This is a genomic window from Streptomyces sp. NPDC058646 (assembly GCF_042716875.1).
In the GTDB taxonomy this organism is placed as follows: Bacteria; Actinomycetota; Actinomycetes; order Streptomycetales; family Streptomycetaceae; genus Streptomyces.
In genome coordinates this window covers 1-23337 of record NZ_JBHXRK010000031.1, presented here as the reverse complement: position 1 = coordinate 23337, position 23337 = coordinate 1, and the positions used below count along the sequence as shown (strand labels likewise).

Below are 23337 nucleotides of genomic sequence, written 5' to 3'. Positions count from 1 at the left end.
CCTTTCCGCCGGCCTCCACGACGGCCTTGCCGTACGCCGGGCGCTCCCCGGTGACGCGAAGGCCGTACGGGCGATTCGCAACCATGCGAGGGAACATTCGACGGCCCTGTGGACCCAGACCCAGCAGTCCCCGGCACGAGGCGGCGACCTGGTTCGCCGCTCACCTGGAGCGGGGCTCGGCTCCCGTGGCGGAAGGGGAAGGAGTAAAGCCGACAGCACGGCATCCGTCCGACTGCACAGCCAGTCCGACTTCCGCGATGTTGCCATCGTTGCGGAGGTCGGCACCACGTTCGGCCTTGCGCTGATCGGTACGCGCACTGGGCGCCCAAGAGTTCGGTCCGCGGCCCGCAAGGCTGCGCCCCCGCAAAGGGGGCCGGCCGAGCGACGGGCGGGCGGGCGGGCGGGCGGGCAAGTCCGAGGTGCTCGCCGCGTACGCGTGCCAGGCGCCCTGGAGGCCATGGACACGCCCCACGCTGCCTGGATCGACATCGTGGCCTACGAGAATCTGCCGGGCCGCCTCCCCCGATGGCGGCCGTCCGCGCTTGACTGCGCGACGCGGCGCCGACTGGACGCCCCTCGACCCGGGCGAGATCCACACGATCCGGCCTGCGGTGTCGGCCCTGACGGCCCCTGGCGCGGCCCGGTTCGGCATACGCGTCCACGCCGACGCGCTGCCGCGGCTCGGGCTTCACCCCGGCCAGACCAACGCCAAGGTGATCGGTGTGTCTCCGCCCGGCCGGTGGCATGCCGCCGCGGAACGCACCAGTCGCCGGCGCCTCTGAAAGAACAGGCTCTGGACGTCGGCACACAGTTCGACGTCGGCTGAGAGCGGGGACGGGGACGGGGCGATCAGGTCAGGCTCCACGACCACGTCCCGTCCGCGGTGACGAGGCAGGCGAGGACCACCAGGTCGGCAAGGCCGAGGGCGATGCCCAAGCGGGCCCGGCCGGGCCTGGTCGTGTTCCGCCGCAGGGCGAGGGCGCCGAGAACGACGGCGGTCGGACCGAGGAACAGGTTCATCACGAGCAGCCCCACCAGGCCGAGGACGAACGCGGTGACGGCCATGGCGTCGGCGTCACGGGTGCGGGCCGGGGGCAGGGCTCCGGCACTGGCTCCGGCACTGGCTCCGGCACTGGCCGGGGTGTGGGCCGGGGTGTGGGCAGGGGTCCGGGCCGGGTTGCGCGAACCGGTCTGCGGGGTCATCGCAGTCCTCCCCGTTCGTGGTCGAGGTGTCCGGCCCGGCGGTGGCCCGAGACGCGCTCGCGTGCGGCGAAGAGGGCGAGCCAGAGGGCGATGGCGAGACCGGCGACCACACTGACGGGTACGGGAAGGTGGGCCACGGCACCGAGGACGACGCCGAGCACCAGCAACGCACCTACGAGGAAGAGCATGAGACGTCCTTCCATTCAGGTAACAGTTGTTCACTGACTACCCAGTTCAGTTTGCCTCATGCTGGCGGCGTACAGGTGTGACGCGGTTGACTTTGCGCCATGACTTCGCACCCCGGCTTTCGTGAGACCCAGCGCCGCCGTACCCGACGCGCCCTCCTCGACGCGGCCTTGGCGGAGTTGGAGGAGCGCAGCCTCGGCAGCCTCGGCCTCAGGGAGGTGACCCGGGCCGCTGGAATCGCCCCCACCGCCTTCTACCGGCACTTCCGGGGCATGGACGAGTTGGGGACCGCGCTGGTCGAGGAGGCGCTGGCCAGTCTGCAGGAGACGGTGCGGAGCATCCTTGCGGCGACCGAAGATGCCGCCCAGCGCGGCGACGCGGCGGTGGAACTCGTCGCCGAACTGGTACGCAGCCGACCCGCGCACGTCCGATTCCTGGTTCGCGAGCGCCACGGCGGGGTGGCCGCGGTGCGCGAGGCGATCGCAGGGCAACTCGACGTCCTTGCCGAGGAGATAGGCGTTGCGCTCGCTGCCGATCCCGTCAGTGCGGGCTGGGAGGCCGACGACGTGACGATGCTTTCCCGGCTGCAGGTGGATCACATGTTCATGACGGCCTCGGCGTTCCTGGCCGCCTCGCTCCGGGGGGAGGACTGGTCGGCCACCACCGGGACGGCCCGTGCCCAGCTCCGCCTGATCCATCTCGGGCGCGTGAACTGGCCGTCCTGACCGGGCGGAGCGCCGCTACGCGGCCTGTCGCACCACGTCCGTCTCGGGCGCCACGACGAGGAAGGCGTCACGGTCCAGGTCCATCACGACGGTCGCCCGTTGACCCCGTTCCCGGCACCGGGCCGCGTACTCCTCGGCGGGCCAACTCCCGTACGGGTCACCGGCGGGAAAGGAATCCAGCACCTTCGTACCGCGCACCGCCACCACCTCCTGAGCGAAGGACCGTCTTTACCCACCCTGTGCCCCGGGCTGCGGGTCCCATGCACCCTGACACGGCCCGCGTAGCGACACACCCCCCTGTGGCGGGGACGGTACCGGGCCCGCATAGAAGACTTTCACTTCGGCCGGTACGGCGACTGACGGTTGGTCAGAAGGCGGGAGGCCGATCCGAGGCACACGCGCCGAGGGCCGCGACGGCGGCGACCATCCGGTCCCAGGACGGGCCGGCCTCCAGGGTCACGGCCACGCGCGCGGTGACCGCCAGCCCGTGGAGCAGTGCAGGCCCACCACGGTGGCACCGCGCGCGTACAGGCCGTCCACGGGGCGGGTGTTGGCGCGGCCCGGCGTACTGCTGCCCCCAGAGCACATCCGGGCGTCGGGCACTACCCCCGCACGCCAGATCGGCACGGGCTGCCCGCGCCCCGAATCCCCCTTGCACAATGGTCAAGAAGTGTTGACCATTGAGGGCATGTCTACCGATGATCTCCCCGAGACGTTCCACGTCACCACTGACGAACAGCTACGAGCCGTTTCCAATCTCACGCGTCACCGGATCATGGCCGTGCTCCGCTTCGAGCCCGCGACGATTACGCAGATCGCCGAGCGGGTGGGCCTTGCCAAGGGGAGTTCCAGCTATCACGTGCGGCTGCTGGAGCGGGCCGGCCTGGTGAAGGTGGTGCGGACGCGGAAGGTGCGGGGGGTCACCGAGCGGTACTACGCCATGGCCGCGCGGGGGATCGTGCTGCCGGATCCGGGTGAGGGAGGGCCGGATGTGCTGATGCGGCATGCGGTGGCCGACCTGGAGGCAGCGCCGGCGGAAAGCGATCGGCACGTACGGATGGCGCATCTGCGGCTCACGGAGGAGCAGTTCGCGGAGCTGGGGGCGCGGCTGGAGGCACTGGCGGACGAGTACCGGGAGCTGTCCGATCCGTCGCTGCCGGACGCGTCCCTCGTCTTCGCGCTGTTCCACCCGGCACCGCGCCAACAGGCGGAGGGGGACGCCAAGTGACCTCACAGACAAGGGAGCTGCCGACCGGATTCGGACGGCTGTGGACCGCGCAGACGGTGTCCTCCCTCGGTGACGGGGTCCTGCATGCCGCGCTGCCGCTGCTCGCGCTGACGTTGACGCGGGATCCGATGGCGCTCGCCGTCGTCACCGCCGCCGGGACGCTGCCGTGGCTGCTGTTCGGGGTGCTCGGCGGTGCGCTGGTGGACCGCTGGGACCGCCGGCGCACCATGTGGGTGGCGGACGCGGCGCGTGCGGTGCTGCTCGCGATACCAGCGGCGGCCGCAGCGCTCGACGTGCTGAGCATTGCGCTGCTCGCGGCCGTCGCTTTCCTGCTCGGCCTCGGTGGACTCTTCTTCGACACCGCCGCTACGGCCTACTTGCCGGACCTGCTCGGCCGCGACCCCGCGCTGCTGGAGCGCGCCAACTCCCGACTGCGCGGCGCCCAGACCGCCATGTCCGGCTTCGCGGGGCCGCCCGCGGGCAGTGCACTGCTCACGCTCGGACGGGCCGTTCCGCTGCTCGCCGACGCGGTGTCGTTCGCGCTCTCCGCCCTGCTCGTACGGTCGCTGCCCGCCGCGCCCCGGCCCGGGCCGCAGGCCCAGGAGTCGCTGCTTCGCCAGGCGCGGGCCGGGGCCGCCTACGTCTTCCGGGACCGGTTGCTGCTCGGACTGGCGCTCCGTCCGGCGGTCGGCAACATCGCCTTCCTCGCCGTGGAGACCGTACTCGCCCTCTTCGCGCACGACCGTCTCGGCATCGACACCTTCGGCTTCGGCCTGCTCCTCACGGCCGAGGCCACCGGCGGCCTGCTCGGCGCAGCGACCGCCTCCTTCCTGGGCCGACGACTCGGCACCGGCACCGCGCTGACCTGCACGGCCACGATCGAGGGGCTGGCCATCCTGGGGCTTGCCGCCGCACCGAACCCGTACGCGGCCGGGCTCGCGCTCGCCGTCTGCGGGGCCGGCATGGGCGCCACGATGGTCCTCGGGCCCTCCCTGCGGCAGGCGATCGTCCCCGCCCACCTGATGGGCCGGGTGGCCTCCACCTCCCGGATGCTCGCCATGTGCGCCGCTCCGTTCGGTGCTTTCCTCGGCGGCTGGCTGGCCACCACGTACGACGTACGCACCCCGCTCTACGCCGCCGCCGGCCTCCTGCTCACCATGACGGCCGTCACTGCGACCATGACCAGCAACCGCCGCGTCGAGGCAGCACTGCGCGGCGCTGCCCCTGTGGACCGTCCAGGTCCCGTGCGGGAGGATGCATCCGAATCGCTGTGACGCTTTCGCGGAAGGTGTCACGAACCGGGTAGGCAGGCACCCTGCGGCCATGCCTGATCACCCCCGGTGCCATCGGCCACGGGTGAAGACCACACGCCCCAGCAGCACCTCTTGGCCAAGGGAATCACTCGACCAAGACACCCTGGCCCGCACCTCCCGAGCGGCTACGTGACTTCACCCGCCGTAACCACTTGGCAGTCCTACGGCCGTCGTCGCGCGTCGCTCGGTGAGTGTCCTCAGCCGGGATGGGTACCGCCGACCGGGGCAGTGAGTGCGACGTACCGGCAGCCGGCCTACCCGCAGGGCGGCAGCACCACCGCTACGGAGAGCAGCCGGGCGCCTCCGGGCAGGCGCTGTTCGCTTCGCGCCGGGGTCGGTTGTGTCAGCTGCGGCGGGGTGGGCAGGGGCGACTGGTCATGCCTACCGACCACACTGCCGAGGAGATATGAACAGCGTTCTTCGTCTGTTGTCCGTTCTGGCCGGCTCAGCCCTGCTCACCTTCACGGTGAGCTGGCTGGTCCACCTGCTGCTGCGCCGGATGGACGCGCGGCACCCGGAAACGCCGCTTTGGAACCTGCTGCGCCGATGTCGGCTCGCCCTGCGGATCGTGCTGTTCGCGGCACTGTTGCGCGGGGCGTACCGACAAGTCGACTGGCGGCCGTTGGAGGAGCGCGAGGCCGGTGTCGGTCACGTCCTGTCGCTCGTCCTCATCGGCGCGGGTGCGTGGCTCGTCGTGCACATCGCGTCCGCCGCCGTCGAGTCCAGCTACGCCCGCTACGCGGCCGGGACGCGCGACCCCGCCCGGCTCCGGCGCGTACGCACCCAGGTGACGCTGATCATGCGGGTCGTGACGGCCGTCGTCGCGGTGGTGGCCATTGCGGCGATGCTGCTCACTTTCCCCTCGTTCCGCACCCTGGGCACATCCGTACTGGCTTCGGCCGGCATCATCGGCATCGTGGCCGGTATAGCGGCCCAGTCCACGCTCGGCAACCTTTTCGCGGGCTTCCAGATCGCCTTCGGCGACATGGTCCGTATCGGTGACACCGTCGTCGTGGACGGCGAGTGGGGCGTGGTCGAGGAGGTCACGCTCACCTTCCTGGCCGTGCGCACCTGGGACGAGCGCCGCCTCACCATGCCGGTGTCCTACTTCACCGCCCGCCCCTTCGAGAACTGGTCCCGCGGCGGCATCCAGATGACGGGCACCGTCTTCATCCACTGCGCGCACAGCGCGCCCGTCGAGCTCATGCGCAAAAAGCTGTACGAGGTCCTGCGCGGATGCCCGACCTGGGACGGCCGGGCCTGGGACCTGGCCGTCACCGACACCACGCCCAGCACCATCACGGTGCGGGCCATCGTCACCGCCAAGGACGCGGACGACCTGTGGACGACGCGCTGTGCGGTCCGGGAGGCGCTGGTGGCCTGGCTCGCGGAGGAGCACCCGTACGGTCTGCCGCGGATCACCACCGCCCCCGCCGCTGTCCCGTCCGACGCTGACAGGGTGGGGTCCGGGGCCGGGGGCGCGGACGTGCCCGCCGATGCGGGGTACCGGCGCTGACTCCCGGGATCCCGGCGCCGCCCCGGTCCTGTCCTGGGCGGAGCCGCGGTGGCCCCGCAGTCAGGGACCCGGTCAGCTGCGCTCGTCTCCCTGCGCTCTTGTCCGTCCCAGGGCGCGCGCATCACGAGGCCTTGCGTATCGGTTCCTCGTCCGCGGCATGGCCGACCCCGGCTACCGGCTGGAGCCCTTCCCGACGCAAGGTCCGGCCTGGCCGCGGACGGACACGAGTTCACCATTGAGCGCACCCGCACCCGCACGATCCCGCTGCGCCCGAAAGCCCCGGTAGACCGGCGGGCACCTGGCCCCCGCCGCGACATGACCGCGGGACGCGGGTCAGGAGCCTGTCCCAGGTTCCGTCCGCCGACCAGCGGCGGGTCGATGACCGTCAAGGCTGATCAGTCCTTGCATGTCGTCGCACCACGAACGGAGTGACGGGCGACCCACTGTGCGGACACCCCCTCGGCCGCTTCTGGTAGAGGTTCGGGCAGCAGCCTGAGCTGGTGGAACCCGTGGGGGGCGTATCCGGGTCGTGCCCCGTGAACGTCCACGCGGCGCGGACGGACGGCGGACGGCGGGAGGGTGTCAGCGTCGCAGAGCCGTACGGAGGGTGAGTCCGTGGTGGCGTCGCAGCCGGTACAGCTCCCAGCAGGACAGGGCCGTCACCGTGACGGGGGCGCCGAGGATGAAGACCGCCCGGGCACCCGCCGGGACCTGGTCGTAGGTCCCGGTGATCACGTCCAGGAGCGCCATCTCCCACACCAGTACGCCGGCGAGCATCGGCGGCAGCACTTCGTGGATGTCGGCGGTGCGGAAGACGTGCACCAGCGACAGTCCGATGCCGTAGAGGGCGAAGCCGATCGACCACAGGCACAGCACGACGAGGGCGATCTTGCCGGGCAGCCCCACGGCATCCCGCAGGCCCGCCAACTCCGGCGCCATGGCGAGGGCGGCGGTGCCCATGGACGCCATGATGGCCAGTACCGAGCCGAGTGGGCGCAGGGCCCGGCGCAGGTACACCCGGCGCATCCCGTCCCGCGCGGCTGCCACGAAGGCGCCGACGACCACGGGGAAGGTGCAGACGAGCACCAGGACGCTGGACCAGCTCTGGTTGAGGCGTTCGCTCGCCACGCCCTGGACGTCGGTCGCGCTCGCGATGGCGTTGTAGGTCACCATCAGGCCCACCCAGGCGAGGAGTCCCAGCCCGGTCCGCCACAGCTGGCTTGCGGACCTCCCGGTCGTGGACGATCCCGGGGCGTGAGGGACGGAAGGTCCGCTGGGCGGCGTACAGGGGGTTGTAGAGGCCGCGCAGGATGTTCCGGGCCCGCGACGGCTCTGCGCGCGGAGGCGGGACCGGCGGGTAGGTGGACGCGTAGGGGTAGCCCTGCGGCGGACCGGACTGTGCGTACGGGTATCGCTGCGGGGGGACCGGTGGAGCGTGAGGGTAGCCCTGCGGCGGACCGGACTGTGCGTACGGGTATCCCTGCGGGGGGACGGGTGGAGCGTAGGGGTGTCCCTGCGGCGGGTTCGCGGCGCCACCGCCCGCCGGGTCACCGTACCCACCGCTGCCGTAACCGCTCATGCCCCGTACCCCCGATGTCCTGCCCGGTCGAACCCAGGCATCCTAGCCCTGCCCCCGCAGGGCCGGTTCGACCCGCGCGGGGTGGGCGTCCCTGCCCTGGCTCCCTCGCAACGGCATGGCCCGAAGTCGTGCACGTTGACGATGTTCGGGTGGGCGAGGCCGCCGGCGGCTGCTGCCTCGCGGGCGAACCGGGCGGCCTGTCGCCCTACGGCAAGCCGCATGCGGAGCCCGCCGGGCAGCAGGCGGCGGCAGCCGTGAAGGCCCGTAACGAGGGTGACGGCTTCTGTTCGCCGAACGGGAAGCCGTACAGCGACCTGTTCGCCCGCGGCCACATCGAGCAGATTCGGCTGGAGGACCTCCAGTTCCTGGTCCGCGCCCCTGGGAGCGAGGACAACACGGAGCTGCTCGCCGTGTCCGGCCTGCCCCGGAGCTGTCCCGGCTGAATCGGGGGTGCCCTCCCGTCAGCCCGGCGGGGCGCGATCACGACCCGGTTGCGCCGGGAAGGTGGTCCTGGCGGACGCATTCGATGAGGTAGTCGCCGGTGTCGGGGTCGATCGTGACGCCGTGCGCTTCGCTGTGGAAGCCGGGGAAGGCACGGTCGAACGTTTCCAGTGCTCCGAGGTAGCGCAGGACCGGGCCATCGGGGGCGCCCAGTGCTTCTCCGGGCATCAGGACGGGGATCCCGGGCGGGGTCACGGTGACCATGGCGGCGGCCACCCTGCCGGCGGCTCGGGCGAGGGGAAGGCGTTCGGTACCGCCGCGGATGAGCTGCTGGTAGCAGCTCTGGGGTGGTACGACCGGTTCGGGAAGGTCCTGGAAGGCGGTGTCCAGCGCGTCGATCAGCTCGGCCCTGGTGAGGTGCTCGTGCATCTCCTGGCACAGTCCGCGCAAGGTCGTGCCGGTGTAGCGCTGCGGGTGGCGTTCGACCAGGTGGGGCAGTACCTGCCGCAGGGGAGCATCGGCGTCGTGGAGGGCTTTGAAATCCATGAGGGCGTCCATCAGGGTGCCCCATTTCCCCTTGGTGATCCCCATGGAGAACAGGACGAGCGTCGTGTAGGTGTCGGTCTTTTCCACCACGATGCCGCGTTGGGCGAGGTAGGCGGTGAGAATTCGGGCCGGGATCCCCCACGAGTCCGACTCTCCGCGCGCGTTGACGCCCGGGCAGGTCAGCGTCACCTTGATGGGATCCAGCAGGCACTGCCCCTGGGCGAGGCCGGGGAAGCCGTGCCAGTCCGCGTCGGGGTCGAGCACCCAGCAGCGGGGGTCGCCGGCCAGCAGCGCGGGGGAGGCGTCGGCGAAGGGGATGGCGGTCCCGTCGGCGGGGTCGGTGACGGTATCGGGCTGCCAGACTCCGAAGAACCACGGCAGCCGGTCGCCTGCGTCCGCGATGCGGCGCCCGGTTCGGACGACGGCCTGCCGGAAGCGGATCGCCTCCGTGACCGCCTCGTTGACGAGCCACTCTCCCTGTGGGCCGTCCATCATCGCCGCAGCCACATCCAGCGAAGCGATGACCGGGTACAGGGCTGAGGTGGTGCCGTGCATCATGAACGCCTCGTTGAACCGGTGGTGCTCGACCGGCGCCCTGGGTGATGACTTCACGTGCACCATGGCGCTCTGCGAGAGGGCGGCCAGGAGCTTGTGTGTGGACTGGGTGGCGAAGACGGTGGGGCGCTCCTCGCTCGCGAACGTGTCCGGGCCCACGGCCATGCCGTAGCGGCCCGCGTAGAGGGGGTGGAAGCGGGCGTAGGCGAACCAGGCTTCGTCGAAGTGCAGACGGGGAGTGCTGGGGGCCAGGGCCCGAGCGGTCTGGACGGTGTCGTAACACAGGCCGTCGTAGGTGGAGTTGGTGATCACCGCGTACTGGGCGCGGGGGGATACGGCGCCTGGTGTCAGCGGGTGGGCGGCGATCCTGGCGGCCACTGCGGCGGGCTGGGTCTCGCGGGCAGGCAGAGGGCCGGCGAGGCCGTATCCGTTGCGGGTCGGGACGAGGTAGACCGGGCGCGCACCGGAGATCACCAACCCGTGCAGCACCGACTTGTGGCAGTTGCGGTCCACCAGCGCGATCTCGTCGGCCGTGACGCAGTAGTGGCCGACCATACGGTCGGCCGTGGAGTCGCCGTGCAGTACGAAGTACGTCCGGTCGGCGCCGAAGACGCGGGCAGCATTGCGCTCGGCGTCCCCGATGGGACCGCTGTGCTCGAAGAGGGAACCCAGCTCCTCCACCGAGATCGACAGGTCGGTGCGGAAGAGCCGCTCACCGTAGTAGTCGAAGAACGCACGACCCACGGGAGACTTCAGGAACGCCACCCCTCCGGAGTGCGCCGGGGTGTGCCAGGAGTACTCGTGGGCGTCGTCGAACCGGCGCAGCGCCTTGAAGAACGGCGGCAGGACGGAATCACCGTAGGTGCGTGCCGCGTTGAAGACACGGCCGGCGATGAAGGACGGCGTGTCCTCCAAGGGCCAGATGTAGCCGACGGCGGTCTCGGCCACCCACAGGGGCAGCCGTTCCAGGCCGTGGTCGGACTCCTCGCTCATGACGACGAAGACGGGCAGGGCGGTGAACCGGCTGGTGATCTGCCGCAGGACCTCCCCTCCCCCGCCGGCGGCGTCGTCCCCCTTCTCGGACGGCAGGTCCCAGGCGACGACCGCAGCTGTGAGGCCCGCCTCCGTACGCAGGGCGGCACGGGCGCCCTCGACCGTCCGCGCCCACCTCACTTGCAGCCCACGGTTCTCCAGCTCTTTGCCGATCCGGCGCAACTGGTCACCACCGACACCCCCGCCCATGGGGTCCTCGCGCAAAGCCAAAAGGACACTACCGTTCGACATGACACTCCCCACCTGCGGCGGCCCCAGCTGATGCACCAAGTATCGAGTGCAAATGCCACGGACCAGGGCGGAATACGGCAGCATCACCCATACGAGAACTCGCCCTGGCCAGCAGGTCATCCGCCGCACCCGCCCAGCTCCTCGCGGGCGAACCCGGCTGGCTGACGCGATGCCGGGGGTGACCCGGCACGGTGAGGACGTCGGGCGCCGGCTCGACTCCCGGCGGCGGGATGTCAGCCGGCTGAACGATGCGCAGCAGCGAAGGCTCGGCGAGCTGGGAGTGAAGAAGGCTGTACGGGTACCCCCGCCGGGGCCGCCTCGAAGTCCGGGCCGGGCTCTGCGCCCCAAGGTCCGAGACGGGTGTACCGAAGCCTCTGTGCGTCATTGCGGGTGGTGCACGATGAGCAGCGCCTCGACGTCTCCGGCGGGTGCCTCGTACAGGTGCGGGACGTCCGCGGGCCAGCTTCCGTGCATGCCGGGGCCGATCAGGGCGGGCGCCGAGAGCGTGCCGACGCGTGCCGTGCCGGCGAAGACGACGAGGTGCTCCACCGTGCCGATGGCGTGGGCGGCGGACTCCTGCCTCGTTCCGGCGCGGATGCGGATCCGGTAGGTCTCCGCCACCGAGTCGTCGGCCTCGGCTTCGAACCGCTCGACGAGGACAGCGTCCACGGCGTGCCCGGAGATCGTGGCAGGGGACGTGAGATCGAGCAGCGCGGTGCTCAGGGGCACCTTGAGCGCCGTCGTGAGGGCGTAGAGCGTCTCCAGGGTGGGGTTGCGCCGGCCGCTCTCCAGTTCGGAGAGCGTCCCCTTGCCGATGCCGGACCGGCGAGCCAGTTCGGACAATGACATCCCCTGCGCTTCGCGCAACTCCCGCACACGCAGGCCGACGCGAACGGCCAGATCCATGGCGCCCTTTCCCTTGGCCGGGGATCGGTGGCTCCCACTCCCCGCGAGGCCCTATCGTTCCACAAACAGAACGTTCCGCCCACGGAACGCTTGCTGATGCCACTTCAGACGAAGGCCTCCCTTGGCGCCCCTGGGAAGTCGACGCCCACGGCAGCCAGCTCCGTCCCGCCGCTGCCCTCCAGGACGGTGAGCGGCACCGTGCAGGACGACCCGGAACTCCTACCGGTCCTGGGATGACAGCGTCACGGCCCGCGAACCGGGAGTGCGGATGCTGCCGTACGTCAACCGGGCCGCCGCGGACGCCCGCGCCCTCCTCGGCACGAAAGTCATCGGATTGCATAATATTGACGATCGACATAGATGCGCAATAGCTTCGCGGAGTGACAGCACCGTCCTGGAAGGAACCACCGGATGGCTCCCGCTCAGCGCTCCACCGCGCCCGTGGTGACGACCCGCTCCGGCCCCATCCGAGGCGTCACCGAAAGCGGCCTCACCGTGTTCAGGGCATCCCCTACGCCGCTCCGCCCGTCGGATCCCTCCGCTGGCTGCCCGCACAGCCGCATCCAGGGTGTAACGGCACGCTTGACGCGACCGCGTACAGCCCGAGTGCCCCGCAAGCCGTCCGCGAGGGCGACCCTGTCCTCGGCAGCCACGGCCTCCCGCCCTTCGACGAGGACTGCCTGACGCTCAACGTGTGGACGCCCGGCACGGACGACGCGGGCCGACCGGTCCTCGTCTGGATCCACGGCGGCGCCTTCATCTCCGGGTCCGCCGCGATGCCCCACTACTCGGGCGAGACCTTCGCTCGCGACGGTGACCTCGTGGTGGTGAACCCCAACCACCGGCTCGGACCGCTCGGCCTGCTCCACTTCGAGTGATCGACGTTCTCATCGACCTGACGAGCGACGAAGCGTTCGCGAAGCCCACCCTGGCGTTCGCGGAAGCGCGGGCGGCACGAGGTCGCCCGGTCTGGGCGTACGAGTTCGGCTTCCCCACCCCCGCGCACGACGACCGCCTGGCAGGGCCGGTCTCGCCGCGACCATGCACCGGGCATGGATCTCGTTCATACGCACCGGCGACCCCAACCACCCTGGCACGCCTCACTGGGACCGGTACGACGAGCAATCACGCACCACCATGTACTTCGACACCGTCACCAAGGCCGTTCCACTTCGCACACCCCGCTGACGGAGCATCACGGCGGCACTGGGGTTGGGGTGGTGTCGGGGAGGAGGCGGTGAAAGTGCTCTCTGTCCATGCTGATCTCGCCCATCGCCTGCCTCTTCTGCCCGGGGGCCGGTCGGTTCGGGACCTCTCCTCTCGACACTACGGGCCACCTCTGGCATCGGAGCCCGGCAGGGGCGAAGGTGACCGGCGGGAGCGGTATCGCGTTGTCCCGGCATGGACATGGACGACGAAGACTTCCTCGGCGTACTCCTGGACGCCTCGGCCGAGACCCGGCTGAAGCTGATCACCGGAGACGAAGCACGAGCGATCATGATGCTTCTCGGCGCGCTCGAAGAAGAGGGCCGCTCCGGAGAGGTACGCCAGGCCGCCGAAGAGATGCGCCTCCGTCTAGGATCCCGCCTCGCCCTGCCCGCCCACTCCCCCGGACCTACCCCCGCGTAGCCCCACCTGCAGGCCACGGTGGTGACGGCGCCGGTCGCGATCCAGCAATGCGACCTGCGCCGCCCCGCCGCATCTTCCTGTCAAGGGAGGTCGCTGCGTCCCCGCCAGGCTGGTCTCACCGGTACGCCGGCCCCGGCTCCACCGACGGCGGAGCCGGGGCCGGCGGCAGGGGCGGGGGCTACGGCGATGGAGGGCGGTCTGTGTCGTCCAGGAGTTCGGCAGCGGAGAAGCAGGTGGCGTAGGACTGGTACGCGCCGTCGACGACCAGCAGAAAACCGTCGCCGTCGTGGAAGAGACGGCGCCGCTCGGGGCTCCTCGGGTGCTCCGGTGTGTAGGCGCGCGCCCGCCTCTCCAGCTCCGCCAAGGCTTCTTCAGGCTCCCCTTCCACGTGAGCCCCGTCCCTCCCGGTCACGGTGTGCGGCAGCCGAACTTGGTTCTTGCCTCCTTGGTGAACGCGTTGAACAGGTCATTCGGGGCGGGTGCACCGGATGCAAACGCTTCGTTGTACCGGACGCCCGGCTCCATGGCGAAGTAGGTGGCCTTCCCGGCGCGGTCGCTGGCCTGGCTGGCTGGCTGGCTGGCTGTGCCGGTCAGCAGCCTGACCAGCTGAGTGGCGTCCGCGTTGTCCGGTGCGTATGCCTCGACCAGACCGGCCCGGCCTGGCGGTCCGTACATGTCCGCGGGAGGAGAACCCAGGCACGGCCGGAGGCGGCGCCGCCGCCCGGGAAGAAGGAGACTGCCGAGGATCGGGCCAGTGCGTGCCTGTGAAGGCGAAGTCGCCGCGCTCGCTGGTTCCCTGGATGTGGAGGGTCTGTGTGCCGGAGCCCGGAAGGGCCGCCGCCTTGCGCTCGATGACACAGTCGAACTGGGTGTTTCCGTCGTCGGCGCCGGACCTCGGGCCTTTGCGGTCGGAGAGCCTGCCGGGCTCCGGGAGTACCGCCTCGGCGGACTCCGCAGTCACCATGCCCCCGCTGGGGCCGAGTTGCCGAACGCGTTGGTGTTCAGCCACAGGTGCAGGCCGCCGAGAGCGGCTGCGGCGGTGAGGGCGGCGGCTGTCGTCTTGCGACCGGGCCTGGCGGTCCGCTGCGGGGGTGTGGTCATGGGGTGGGTTCTACTTCCTCGTGCGGAGCGCGGAGTACGCGTCCTCGCAGCCGGTGATGTGACTCTGCTTCGCACCGAAGCGCTTCGGCTGGGGGGCGGCCGTGAGCTGGTCGTCCGCGCCCGCATCCAGCTCGGCGGCCCGATCGTGCTGGTCCGGGACATCGTCCGTCTTCACCTCCCCCCGACGCTGCAGTGTCTCGTCGGCACAGGCCACACCATGGACGCCTGACCGACGGAAAGAATCACGTGCAGCGACGCAGTCCGGCGCGGCTGCCGGCCTTTCCGAGGCTGCGACCGGGACGGCGAGGCCCGCTCTGCCTGTCGGTGGGACGTTCGGCGTCGTCTGAAAACCCCTTGCTGCCCGGTCCGCCCGCTTGGTGGGATGCAGGGGTTCCAACGGCGGGAGGGGCCGACTTGGCGGTGTTCGGTTGTGCGGGCTGCGGTGCGGTCCTGACAGCGGCGGTGTCGGAGGTGGCATTGCCGATCCAGCTGGCCGGCACCCACTGGGAGAGGCTGCACCCGCCGCTGCTGGAGGCCGGGTCCTACGCCGTCGACCCCGCGCCGTACGGGCCCCCGTGGGGGCAGTGGGACGAGGCCGGGGCCCGCGAGGCGGCGGAGCGGGGGCTTTTCGCGCCGTTCGGCGCGCGGTCCAACGGACCGTTGGACACCGTCCTCCTCGCGCCCGGCGACATGCGTGGCACCGAGCTGATCCTCGAGCGGGCCGGGGGCTACTGCATGGGGATCGACGGGAGGGACGGGCCGAACCTCGCCTGCTCGGGCTGCGATCTGCCGGTGGGTACGAGGATGGACGACTGCGGGTGCTGGCAGGTCGTCCGGCTCGTCCCGCAGGCGGTGGTGCGGCTGCCCGGTCCACCGGAGCGGCCGATCATGGAGTGGGCGGAACTGCTCGCCACCGGAGCGCTGCGGCACCGGCTGAGCGCGTACCGGGACATCCCGGCGGGTGCGGCTCTCGCCCAGGTGGTGGTGGCCGCCGGGGGCGCGCCGGTCGAGGTGGCGCCCGGGCCGGTTGCTGAGCTCCTCGGCCTGGCACTCGGCGCGCTGCTGCCCGCCGGGAAAGGTGCGAAGCAGCTGGGCCTGGCGGGGCCGGGGTTCGGCCAGGAGGCCACTGACCTGGTGCTGGTGCCCATCCATCCACAGACCGGAGACATGTGGCAGCCACGTGCCGGGGCGGTGCCGGTCCCTATGGATGCCGCGCTCTGGGCCGAGCTCGCCTTCCCTCCACACCGGACCCGGCTGCCGGTGGTCGGCGGGCTGCCGGCTGGCGTGGAGCGGGACGACCCGCTGCCGCCGCACCCGTACTACCCGTTCCAGCCGTCCTGGGAGGCGTTCCGGTACACGCTCGCGCGGATGCCCGCCGTCCGGGAACCGTGGCTGCGGGCGCTCTACGACCCCGGATGCTGACGCGTCAGAGGTGGTGCGGACAAACGCATGGACCCGGTCCCCCGGCGGGAAGTCGGCTGGCATCGCCCGCCACTTGATGCCGTTGTCCACGAGATGGCCGATCGCGTCAGCATCGCCCGGTGGCAGTACGTTTCCGGGCCCCCCGAGCATTGCGACAAAAGCTACTTACGCGTCGGGGTGCTCCGGCAGGGCGAGCCAGTCCGACCAGGAGATCTCTCGGCCGAGGAAGCGCGGCTGCTCGAACGGCCAGTCGGCGGCGATCCACCGCGGCACCAGCTCGTCGAGGGCCTGCTCGACCTTGCTGTCCACCAGCTCGTCCACCACCCACCAGGAGATCTCGCCGTCCGCGCCGGCCCTCTCCGGTGGGTCGATGTAGACGCAGCCGAGCAGAGCAGTCTCCGCCGCGTCGAACAGCGCGTAGTTGAAAGACTGGTGTGCGGCGATCTCCTTCTCGTGCCGCAACAGGTCGGCCTGGTCGGCCTCGTAGGTCATGGTGGCTGCGGGCCAGCCCCAGGCTGGGCCGAAGATGGTCCACAGCCGCTCGCGCGAACCCATCACAGCCGGATAGTCGAGCGGGGTGTCCGCCTCCCGGATCGGCCGCAGGTGATGACCACTGCCCGGCAGCGGTACCAGGACGGGATGGACGAAGTCATCGGGAAGCCAGCTCATAGCGCCCGACCGTAGCAGCGCGCGGCCGTCCGCTCCCCTGGATTTTCCCCGCGTACCGCCAGGTCCTGCTCTCACGCCGGGCAGTGCCCGCGATCACCCGATCGAGACTCCCGTTCGATCGACAGACTCCATGATCGGTATGGCAACGGCACGTCACGGTACGGCCCTGGTCGACCCGCTCTACGGAAGCTTCAGCCAGGGACTCTTCAGGGGCAGGGTGGCCGTCTGGCTGCCGGTCCACATGATGGACGTGTAGGTCGCGTACGCCCTGCCGGGCACAGCATTGTCTCCGCGGAAGTCCGGTGCGGCGAAGCGCTGCATCCGAATTCCGCCCGAGGGACAGTCGTAGGTCTTCAGCGACATCACCTTCGAGTCGCCTGTCCGCAACACCCGGACGACGATCTTGCAGGCGGGGTGTCCGGAGCGCAGCGTGACGTAGGCGTCGGGCCGTCCGATGCCCGGCCGTGGTGCGCTGAGGCAGGACTTCCAGTCCACGTAGGTGGCCCGCTGGTAACCCTCCGAGTACTGGGCACAGCCGCCACCGCTCGCGGCTTGCGCGGTGGGGGCCGTGATCAGTGATGAAGCAACGATTCCGGCTGCACCCAGCACGCCCACAGCCGTCCGAGACAAGCTCGTCATGGTTCAACTCCCCCGTGTTCCCCGCCGGATCGGCGGATGATCAGGCATCGAAACCAGGCAACAGATCAACTGGTTGTCCATCGACTGGACAGCCTTCAGAGGATTGCTTGAGGACGCGGCACGGTCAACGACCCCGTACCGTCCGGCGCGGCGGGCGACACGGAGGCGTGGGGTCCCGTGGTCTCTCGCATGGGCGCACAGGCGTCATCGACCCGCGCTGCTCATAGGTGCACCCTCAACCATGCTTGACGTTCCGTAGACCTCGTCCGCGGGAATGCGGGCGGCGGTCCGGTGGCGGCCGCACGTATCGGTGGACCGGCTGCAACAAACCATCTCTCAGCCCCCACAACTCGAGTACGCGTCGCCGGACCCGCCGCCCCGGTCCATGGGCTCCTTCGGGGCGCGGGTCAAAAGGCCGCTCTCCTCGGCGAACCGGGGGAGCTGGGAGCGGAGCGCCGGGACGCCGAACAGCGCGACGCTCAGCAGCAGCTCGTCCGGCCGGTTCCCGGTCGCCCGGCGGACTCCCGTGTGGTCGCGGCGCAGCTGGGCGAGCAGCTTCGTGCCGCGCAGGGTGCGCCGGGGCCATACCCACAAGGCCACCGCGCCGGCGGCGGCGAGGAGGTCGAGCAGCAGCCACACCGCGGTCTGGCCGCCCGTTACGGCTCCGAGCAGGGCGGCGGCGAGGACCGCCAGCAGCAGGCTCCGTACGACCCGCACGCGCTTGCGGGACACGACCAGCCGTGCGCGCTCCAGTTCCGTGGACACCCCCTGGACGGCACGTTGCACCCGCTCCGTACCTTCCAGGTGGCGCGGGTGCAAGGGTCGGTAGAGCACGTGGTACTGGGCGCGGGCCACTTCGGAGCAGCCGCGCGGCAGCCGGGCCTTGCCGGGTTGGACGGTCTGCCGCCATCCGGCCTCGACCGAACCGGCCAGATACAACTCGACCAGCCCGGTCTGCACCGCACCTCGTCCGCCCCCGCGCAGCAGGCCCGTCTCGACGGGAGAGAGCCGCCGGCCGAGCGGGGCGGGCACCAGTGGCCGGCCGGGGCGAAGGCGTAGAGCGGCGGCGATCAGCAACAGGAGCCACGCGGCTCCTGTCGCCCCCGTGTAGTTCACGAGCACGGCCACCTCTCCTCTTGCCGTCACACCGGCGCCACACCGTTTTGTCCGCCACCCGGTTGCCTTCGCACTCGGGACTTCCGGTCCTGGTCACCGGCCACGTGGCCAGGACGGTCCCCAGCTGATCCGGCCCGGCAGGTCCCGCCCCGTCAGCTGCTCATCCGTCACACGCCTACATGGGGTCCATGGTGGCGCTCTCCGGGCCACCCCTCTCCTCGCACTTCGCGCGGATGCCCACGGCCTTCTCCATCAGCTGCTCCCGCTCGGCGGGATCACTGGAGCGCTGTGCTTCCAGTTCCAGTTCCTCGGCCTCCTGCCGCATCTTCCGGACTTCCTCGCTCGCCTGCTCGTCACCGTTCACGTTCGTCCTCCTGCGCGTGTAGTGGTCATCCGTTCGCCGACGGTATGCCGGCGCACAGCGGTCCCATCTTGGCCCGCCTACCCCCGCCATCGCAGAGCTGACACGGAGGTGAGGGCGCTCAATGAACCCCCCCGCCCGATCCTCGGGGGTGGAACAGGACCGCGGGTACAGGCGAGCCGCCGGGTGGGTTTGCGCCTGCCAGTCCGTGGCAGACGGGCTGAACATCGGTACCTGCACGGCAAGTTGCCCATCAGCCGTCACACGAAAGGCCCTGCCTCATGTCCGACGCCTACCGCTCCCCCGAACAAACCGGCTCCCAGTCCCCTGCCGCCTCCGCCCCGGCCAGGGCCGGCAACGGCCTGGCCGTGGCCGCGCTGGTCACCGGCATCGCATCCCTGCTGCTGCTGTGGCTGTGGTTCGTGGGCATTCCGCTGGCGCTGGTGGCCATCGGTCTGGGCATAGCCGCCCTCCGCAGAGCCCGCAGCGGCGCCGCCGGCGGCCGCGGCATGGCCATCACCGGCATCACCCTGGGTGCCGTGACGGTCGTCATCGCGGGAATCCTCATCGCCGTCGGCATATCCGTCCTCAGCTCCGACGAGGGCAAGGACCTGCAGGCCTGCCTCAACAAGGCGCAGACACAGCAGGCGCAGCAGGACTGCTCGAAGCGCTTCAACAACGACGTCAGCAACTGACGTCCACGACGCGGGGCCCCGGGGCACAGCACGACCGTGCCCCGGTCCACGGGGTGGCCTCCGGGCAGTCCCTGATCATGCCGAACGTCCCCGCCGACGAGGGGTCCACCATCAATCCGGCCATCACCGACCACAGACCACCAGCTCTGGCTCGGGGTCCTGGCGTCCTGGTGTCCCACAGACACTCCGGCTGAACGAGCCAAAACGGATGAATGGGGCCGCTTGCCACATCAAAGCGGGGTGTGCGGGTAGCCGGACATCATGGACCCCAACCCTCACACCCCGCTCCGTGCTGTCGCCCTCGTCTGCACCCTCTCGCCCTCCCCCGCCCCCTCGAGCTCCCAGCTGCTGGCCGAACAGACGATGGCCGCGCTCGCCGAGCACGGCGTCACGGGCAGGACGATCCGGATCGCCGACCACGACGTGAAGCCCGGGGTGAAGACCGACATGGGCGACGGGGACGCCTGGCCAGAGATCCGGGACACGATCCTGGGCGCCGACATCCTCATCTTGTCCACCCCCATCTGGCTCGGCCACCCGTCCAGCATCGCGCAGCGGGTACTGGAGCGGCTGAACGCCGAGATCTCCGAGACCGACGACGAAGGCCGCATGCTCACCTACGGCAAGGTCGCCGCGGTCTGCGTCGTCGGCAACGAGGACGGCGCCCACAAGGTCAGCGCCGACCTCTTCCAGGGCCTCGACGACGCCGGCTTCACCCTCGCCCCGAACGCCGTCACCTACTGGGTCGGCGAAGCCATGCAGGGCACCGACTACCAGGACCTCGACAAGACCCCTGACAAGACCGCCGCCGCCACAGCCACCCTGGCCGCGAATACCGCCCACCTCGCCCGCCACCTCAAGGCTGCCCCCTATCCGGCGAGGTGACCCACGGCCCCGCCCCTGCGAGACCCGGAGACCGAGAAACGAATGTCGTCCCAGAAAGCACCCGGCGTTTCCGACCCCGTCACCCGCCACCCACGCCGCCCCGATCACGGCGAGGATTCCTACCAGGGGCACGACGTACTCCTGGACCGGACAGCCGTGGTCACGTGGGGATGATGAAGACCAACCTGTACGGGATGTTCTGGCTCTCCCGCGCGGCCCTGGCCCACATTCCGCGTGGCGGCTCGATCATCAACACCGCCTCGGTGCAGGGCTACCGGCCCAGCCCCCACCTGCTCGACACGCGATGGCGAAGTCGGCGGTCATCTCCTTCACCCAGGGGCTGGCGCAGATGCTCGCCCGAGCGCGGCATCCGCGTGAACGCCGTCGCCCCCGGGCCGGTCCGGACGCTCCTGATCCCGGCGGCCATGCCCGACGTCACGGAGTTCGGCGAGCAGTCGCCCCCGGGCCGAGTGGCCCAGCCGGCGGAGATGGCTCCTGCCTACGTCTTCCAGGCCTCACCCCGAGCCGGCTACGTCACCGAGGAGATCGTCAACGCCACCGGCGGCACCCCCCTCCCGTGACCTGCTGCGCTCGGATGCACATGTCCCGCTTGCACGCAGTCCCCGTCCGCGGTCAGGAGAGCAGAGCCCGCTGGCCGCATCGGGGCATTGCCATGGCCCCGCACCACGCCTGCGCCCCTAAGGAGAATGACGATGACGAAGCACCAGCAGTCGGCAGCAGACGCCTCCAGGAACGAACTGCCGGGCCGGCCGGGCCCGGTACCCCCGCCCGTGGCCGAGCCCATGCAACCGGGGGAACCGCTGCCGCCGAAGCAGGACCAGGACGGCCCTGAGACGGTGAGCCCCACGGGGCAGCCCACCGGAGCGGACCAGGCGCGCGTGGCGCAGAGCGGCGCGTATCTGACCACGGCCCAGGGGGCTCGTCTGGCTGACACCGATCACTCGCTCAAGGCCGGCGCGCGCGGCCCGGTACTCCTGCAGGACCATCATCTGCGCGAGAAGATCACGCATTTCGACCATGAGCGGATCCCGGAGCGAGTGGTCCACGCCCGGGGTGCAGCTGCCCACGGTGTCTTCCAGGGGTACGGCACGGCGGGCGAGGTGTCCAAGGCGGCGTTCCTGGCCAAGGACGTGGAGACGCCGGTGTTCGTCAGGTTCTCCACCGTCCTCGGCTCGCGGGGCTCGGCGGACACGGTGCGTGATACCCGCGGGTTCGCAACGAAGTTCTACACAGAGGAGGGCACCTTCGACCTGGTCGGCAACAACATCCCGGTGTTCTTCATTCAGGACGCGATCAAGTTCCCCGACGTCGTCCACGCCGCGAAGCCGCATCCGGACCGGGAGATCCCCCAGGCGCAGAGCGCCCACGACACCTTCTGGGACTTCGTCTCGCTGCACACCGAGGCCACCCACCACACCCTCTGGAACATGTCCGACCGCGGGATCCCACGGTCCTACCGGATGATGGAGGGCTTCGGAGTCCACACCTTCCGGCTGGTGAACGCGGCCGAGGAGAGCGTTCTGGTGAAGTTCCACTGGAAGCCGAAGCTGGGCGTCCACTCGCTGGTCTGGGAGGAAGCACAGCTGATCAATGGGATGGATCCCGACTTCCACCGCCGGGACCTTTTCGACGCCATCGAATCAGGTGCGTTCCCGCAGTGGGAGCTGGGCATCCAGGTCTTCCCCGACACCCCGGACCAGATGTTCGAGGGGATCGACCTCCTCGACCCGACGAAGTTCGTGCCGGAGGAGCTCTCGCCGGTCCAGCCGATCGGGCTGATGACACTGAACGCGAACACCAAGAACTACTTCGCCGAGACCGAGCAGGTCGCCTTCCACCCCGGCCACCTGGTCCCCGGCATCGACGTCACCGACGACCCCCTGCTCGCCGGGCGGCTCTTCTCCTACCTCGATACGCAGATCAGCCGGCTCGGCGGCCCCAACTTCGGGCAGATCCCGATCAACCGTCCGCACGCGCCCGTCAACGACATGCTCCGCGACGGCATGCACCAGACCGCCGTCCACACCGGCGTGGCCCCCTATCACCCCAACAGCCTCGACGCCGGCTGCCCCTTCCTCGCCGGCGCCGACATGAGCGCCTTCACCGAGACACCCGTGAAGGTTCCGGCGGCGAGCAAGGTCCGCGAGGCACCCTCCTCGTTCTCGGACCACTTCACCCAACCGCGGCTCTTCTGGCTCAGCATGACCCCGCCCGAGCGTGAACACATCATCGCCGCCTACACCTTCGAACTGAACAAGTGTTACGAGCAGGCCATCAAGGAACGGACCCTCCAGGTCCTCGCGCATATCGACACAGAACTGTGCGAGGAGGTCGCCGCCGGACTCGGCCTGCCGGCCCCCGCGGCCACCGAGCCGCTCGCCGAGCCCGAACCCAGCCCGTCTCTCTCCCAGATGGGCAGGACCTGGCCGACCGACGGACGCGTGATCGGCATCATCGCCGACGCGGAGGCGGACCTGGACGGCGTGCGCACGGCCCGGCAGGCCATCCTGGACGCCGGCATGGTGCCGCTCGTCATCGCCCCGACCGGCGGCACTCTCGACCCTGACGGCGACCCGATCGCCATCCAGCGGACCTACGCCACCGCCCGCTCCGTCGAATTCGACGCTCTCCTCGTGGCGGGTGAGCCCCAGGCGGGTGCCGATGCCTATGACGCCCGCGACGCCAAGGCCGGAACCGCTCAGCCCCCGCACGCCGTCGACCCGCGCGTCCTGCTGCTCCTCACCGAGGCGTACCGCCACGGCAAGGCCATCGGCGGCTGGAACGGAGCGGAGCGACTCCTCGAATCCGCCGGCATCACCGCGGACGAACCGGGCATCGCCACCGGCCGGACCAGCACGGCGCTGGTGGAGGAGCTGACGCGGGCGCTGGGCGCGCACCGCGCATGGGACCGTTTCCCCGCCAAGCTCTGACGCCGTCGTCGATCCCGCCCGCCCTCACCGCCCGCCCGCGAGCCCGTGGGCGGGCGGTGAGGGCTCGCCCGGAGCCGTCTTCCTCGCCGCCTCCACGTGCTCGCCGAGTCCGGTGAAGGGATGGGCCAGGATGCACTACACGCCTACGCCCTCCGCTGGGGTACACGGCGCGTGCAACGGCGTGAGTGTCCCCGACCGGGACCAACGGAATCCAGGTCATCACGCAGGACCGGATCGACTGGGGCCTCCGCCCCACCCCGCACGGCATGCGCGACAACCCCCCTGTCTTTGCCAAGGGGGGTTGTCGCGCATGCCGTGCGGTGGGGGCCCGGTAGAGGGGTACCCGCCCGCCCCCCCGGGGGGGGCCCCCCGCCCGGGGGCGGGGAA

At 70.7% G+C, this 23337-nt stretch carries 27 protein-coding genes; 13 read left to right on the top strand and 14 right to left on the bottom strand.

Annotation, left to right across the window (positions count from 1 at the left end; translation table 11 throughout):
* Window positions 1–542 precede the first annotated feature (542 nt).
* On the top strand, window positions 543–782 hold the full coding sequence (locus ACFWUZ_RS30125; protein ID WP_384379825.1) for a hypothetical protein: 240 nt from the start codon (window positions 543–545) through the stop codon (window positions 780–782).
* Window positions 783–849: 67 nt separating this feature from the next.
* Here ACFWUZ_RS30125 and ACFWUZ_RS30120 read toward each other — a convergent pair whose 3' ends face one another.
* Window positions 850–1203 carry a hypothetical protein gene (locus ACFWUZ_RS30120; protein WP_384379822.1) on the bottom strand — a complete coding sequence of 118 codons (354 nt, stop codon included), beginning with the start codon at window positions 1201–1203 and terminating at the stop codon, window positions 850–852.
* Complete coding sequence (locus ACFWUZ_RS30115) at window positions 1200–1391, bottom strand: hypothetical protein (RefSeq protein WP_384379819.1); 192 nt, start codon at window positions 1389–1391, stop codon at window positions 1200–1202. Before ACFWUZ_RS30115 ends, ACFWUZ_RS30120 begins: the two co-directional genes overlap by 4 nt.
* A gap of 99 nt (window positions 1392–1490) precedes the next feature.
* Between ACFWUZ_RS30115 and ACFWUZ_RS30110 the strand changes: the two genes are divergently transcribed.
* Entirely contained in the window at window positions 1491–2114 is a 624-nt protein-coding gene (locus ACFWUZ_RS30110) for a TetR family transcriptional regulator (protein WP_384379816.1), read from the top strand.
* Between the two features lie 15 nt (window positions 2115–2129).
* On the opposite strand, the gene ACFWUZ_RS30105 is transcribed toward ACFWUZ_RS30110, so the two are convergent.
* Entirely contained in the window at window positions 2130–2312 is a 183-nt protein-coding gene (locus ACFWUZ_RS30105) for a hypothetical protein (RefSeq protein ID WP_384379814.1), read from the bottom strand.
* A 490-nt stretch (window positions 2313–2802) separates the two neighbouring features.
* Between ACFWUZ_RS30105 and ACFWUZ_RS30100 the strand changes: the two genes are divergently transcribed.
* The 3 genes from ACFWUZ_RS30100 to ACFWUZ_RS30090 all read left to right on the top strand — a co-directional run bounded on the left by ACFWUZ_RS30100 (window position 2803) and on the right by ACFWUZ_RS30090 (window position 6171).
* Window positions 2803–3342 (top strand): ArsR/SmtB family transcription factor, encoded by a 540-nt coding sequence (locus ACFWUZ_RS30100; RefSeq protein WP_384380000.1) that lies wholly within the window; start codon window positions 2803–2805, stop codon window positions 3340–3342.
* 17 nt (window positions 3343–3359) lie between these two features.
* Entirely contained in the window at window positions 3360–4616 is a 1257-nt protein-coding gene (locus ACFWUZ_RS30095; RefSeq protein ID WP_384379997.1) for an MFS transporter, read from the top strand.
* A gap of 445 nt (window positions 4617–5061) precedes the next feature.
* Entirely contained in the window at window positions 5062–6171 is a 1110-nt protein-coding gene (locus ACFWUZ_RS30090; RefSeq protein WP_384379811.1) for a mechanosensitive ion channel family protein, read from the top strand.
* A gap of 582 nt (window positions 6172–6753) precedes the next feature.
* On the opposite strand, the gene ACFWUZ_RS30085 is transcribed toward ACFWUZ_RS30090, so the two are convergent.
* Complete coding sequence (locus ACFWUZ_RS30085; protein ID WP_384379808.1) at window positions 6754–7344, bottom strand: hypothetical protein; 591 nt, start codon at window positions 7342–7344, stop codon at window positions 6754–6756.
* A gap of 555 nt (window positions 7345–7899) precedes the next feature.
* Between ACFWUZ_RS30085 and ACFWUZ_RS30080 the strand changes: the two genes are divergently transcribed.
* Window positions 7900–8193 carry a hypothetical protein gene (locus ACFWUZ_RS30080; protein WP_384379805.1) on the top strand — a complete coding sequence of 98 codons (294 nt, stop codon included), beginning with the start codon at window positions 7900–7902 and terminating at the stop codon, window positions 8191–8193.
* A gap of 37 nt (window positions 8194–8230) precedes the next feature.
* Here ACFWUZ_RS30080 and ACFWUZ_RS30075 read toward each other — a convergent pair whose 3' ends face one another.
* Complete coding sequence (locus ACFWUZ_RS30075) at window positions 8231–10576, bottom strand: Orn/Lys/Arg decarboxylase N-terminal domain-containing protein (protein ID WP_384379803.1); 2346 nt, start codon at window positions 10574–10576, stop codon at window positions 8231–8233.
* 381 nt (window positions 10577–10957) lie between these two features.
* A complete protein-coding gene (locus tag ACFWUZ_RS30070) occupies window positions 10958–11482 on the bottom strand; it encodes a helix-turn-helix domain-containing protein (protein ID WP_384379800.1) in 525 nt (174 codons plus the stop codon).
* A 380-nt stretch (window positions 11483–11862) separates the two neighbouring features.
* On the opposite strand from ACFWUZ_RS30070, the gene ACFWUZ_RS30065 reads away from it, so the two are divergent.
* A complete protein-coding gene (locus ACFWUZ_RS30065) occupies window positions 11863–12360 on the top strand; it encodes a carboxylesterase family protein (RefSeq protein ID WP_384379797.1) in 498 nt (165 codons plus the stop codon).
* 523 nt (window positions 12361–12883) lie between these two features.
* Entirely contained in the window at window positions 12884–13111 is a 228-nt protein-coding gene (locus ACFWUZ_RS30060; RefSeq protein ID WP_384379794.1) for a hypothetical protein, read from the top strand.
* 178 nt (window positions 13112–13289) lie between these two features.
* Here the strand turns inward: ACFWUZ_RS30060 and ACFWUZ_RS30055 are convergent, their stop codons facing one another.
* The 4 genes from ACFWUZ_RS30055 to ACFWUZ_RS30040 all read right to left on the bottom strand — a co-directional run bounded on the left by ACFWUZ_RS30055 (window position 13290) and on the right by ACFWUZ_RS30040 (window position 14387).
* Complete coding sequence (locus ACFWUZ_RS30055) at window positions 13290–13499, bottom strand: hypothetical protein (protein ID WP_384379791.1); 210 nt, start codon at window positions 13497–13499, stop codon at window positions 13290–13292.
* Window positions 13500–13519: 20 nt separating this feature from the next.
* Window positions 13520–13786: a hypothetical protein gene (locus ACFWUZ_RS30050; protein ID WP_384379788.1), complete on the bottom strand. Its 267-nt coding sequence runs from the start codon at window positions 13784–13786 to the stop codon at window positions 13520–13522.
* Between the two features lie 282 nt (window positions 13787–14068).
* Entirely contained in the window at window positions 14069–14212 is a 144-nt protein-coding gene (locus ACFWUZ_RS30045; protein ID WP_384379785.1) for a hypothetical protein, read from the bottom strand.
* Window positions 14213–14222: 10 nt separating this feature from the next.
* Window positions 14223–14387, bottom strand: coding sequence for a hypothetical protein (locus ACFWUZ_RS30040; protein WP_384379782.1), 165 nt, complete (start codon window positions 14385–14387; stop codon window positions 14223–14225).
* Window positions 14388–14683: 296 nt separating this feature from the next.
* Between ACFWUZ_RS30040 and ACFWUZ_RS30035 the strand changes: the two genes are divergently transcribed.
* Window positions 14684–15634: a hypothetical protein gene (locus tag ACFWUZ_RS30035; RefSeq protein WP_384379779.1), complete on the top strand. Its 951-nt coding sequence runs from the start codon at window positions 14684–14686 to the stop codon at window positions 15632–15634.
* A gap of 165 nt (window positions 15635–15799) precedes the next feature.
* Here ACFWUZ_RS30035 and ACFWUZ_RS30030 read toward each other — a convergent pair whose 3' ends face one another.
* The 4 genes from ACFWUZ_RS30030 to ACFWUZ_RS30015 all read right to left on the bottom strand — a co-directional run bounded on the left by ACFWUZ_RS30030 (window position 15800) and on the right by ACFWUZ_RS30015 (window position 18422).
* Window positions 15800–16303, bottom strand: coding sequence for an N-acetyltransferase (locus ACFWUZ_RS30030; RefSeq protein ID WP_384379776.1), 504 nt, complete (start codon window positions 16301–16303; stop codon window positions 15800–15802).
* Between the two features lie 180 nt (window positions 16304–16483).
* Window positions 16484–16942 carry a hypothetical protein gene (locus ACFWUZ_RS30025; protein ID WP_384379773.1) on the bottom strand — a complete coding sequence of 153 codons (459 nt, stop codon included), beginning with the start codon at window positions 16940–16942 and terminating at the stop codon, window positions 16484–16486.
* A 336-nt stretch (window positions 16943–17278) separates the two neighbouring features.
* On the bottom strand, window positions 17279–18070 hold the full coding sequence (locus ACFWUZ_RS30020; RefSeq protein ID WP_384379770.1) for a TIGR04222 domain-containing membrane protein: 792 nt from the start codon (window positions 18068–18070) through the stop codon (window positions 17279–17281).
* A 163-nt stretch (window positions 18071–18233) separates the two neighbouring features.
* Complete coding sequence (locus ACFWUZ_RS30015) at window positions 18234–18422, bottom strand: DUF6381 family protein (protein WP_384379767.1); 189 nt, start codon at window positions 18420–18422, stop codon at window positions 18234–18236.
* A gap of 278 nt (window positions 18423–18700) precedes the next feature.
* Between ACFWUZ_RS30015 and ACFWUZ_RS30010 the strand changes: the two genes are divergently transcribed.
* From ACFWUZ_RS30010 to ACFWUZ_RS29995, 4 genes are all read left to right on the top strand, one after another.
* Window positions 18701–19114 (top strand): DUF4190 domain-containing protein, encoded by a 414-nt coding sequence (locus tag ACFWUZ_RS30010; protein WP_384379764.1) that lies wholly within the window; start codon window positions 18701–18703, stop codon window positions 19112–19114.
* A gap of 261 nt (window positions 19115–19375) precedes the next feature.
* The gene (locus tag ACFWUZ_RS30005) at window positions 19376–19999 is read left to right on the top strand and encodes a flavodoxin family protein (RefSeq protein WP_384379761.1); all 624 of its coding nucleotides are present in this window, start codon (window positions 19376–19378) and stop codon (window positions 19997–19999) included.
* A gap of 170 nt (window positions 20000–20169) precedes the next feature.
* Window positions 20170–20580 (top strand): SDR family oxidoreductase, encoded by a 411-nt coding sequence (locus ACFWUZ_RS30000; RefSeq protein ID WP_384379758.1) that lies wholly within the window; start codon window positions 20170–20172, stop codon window positions 20578–20580.
* Window positions 20581–20712: 132 nt separating this feature from the next.
* Window positions 20713–22950: a catalase gene (locus ACFWUZ_RS29995; RefSeq protein WP_384379755.1), complete on the top strand. Its 2238-nt coding sequence runs from the start codon at window positions 20713–20715 to the stop codon at window positions 22948–22950.
* Window positions 22951–23337 lie beyond the last annotated feature (387 nt).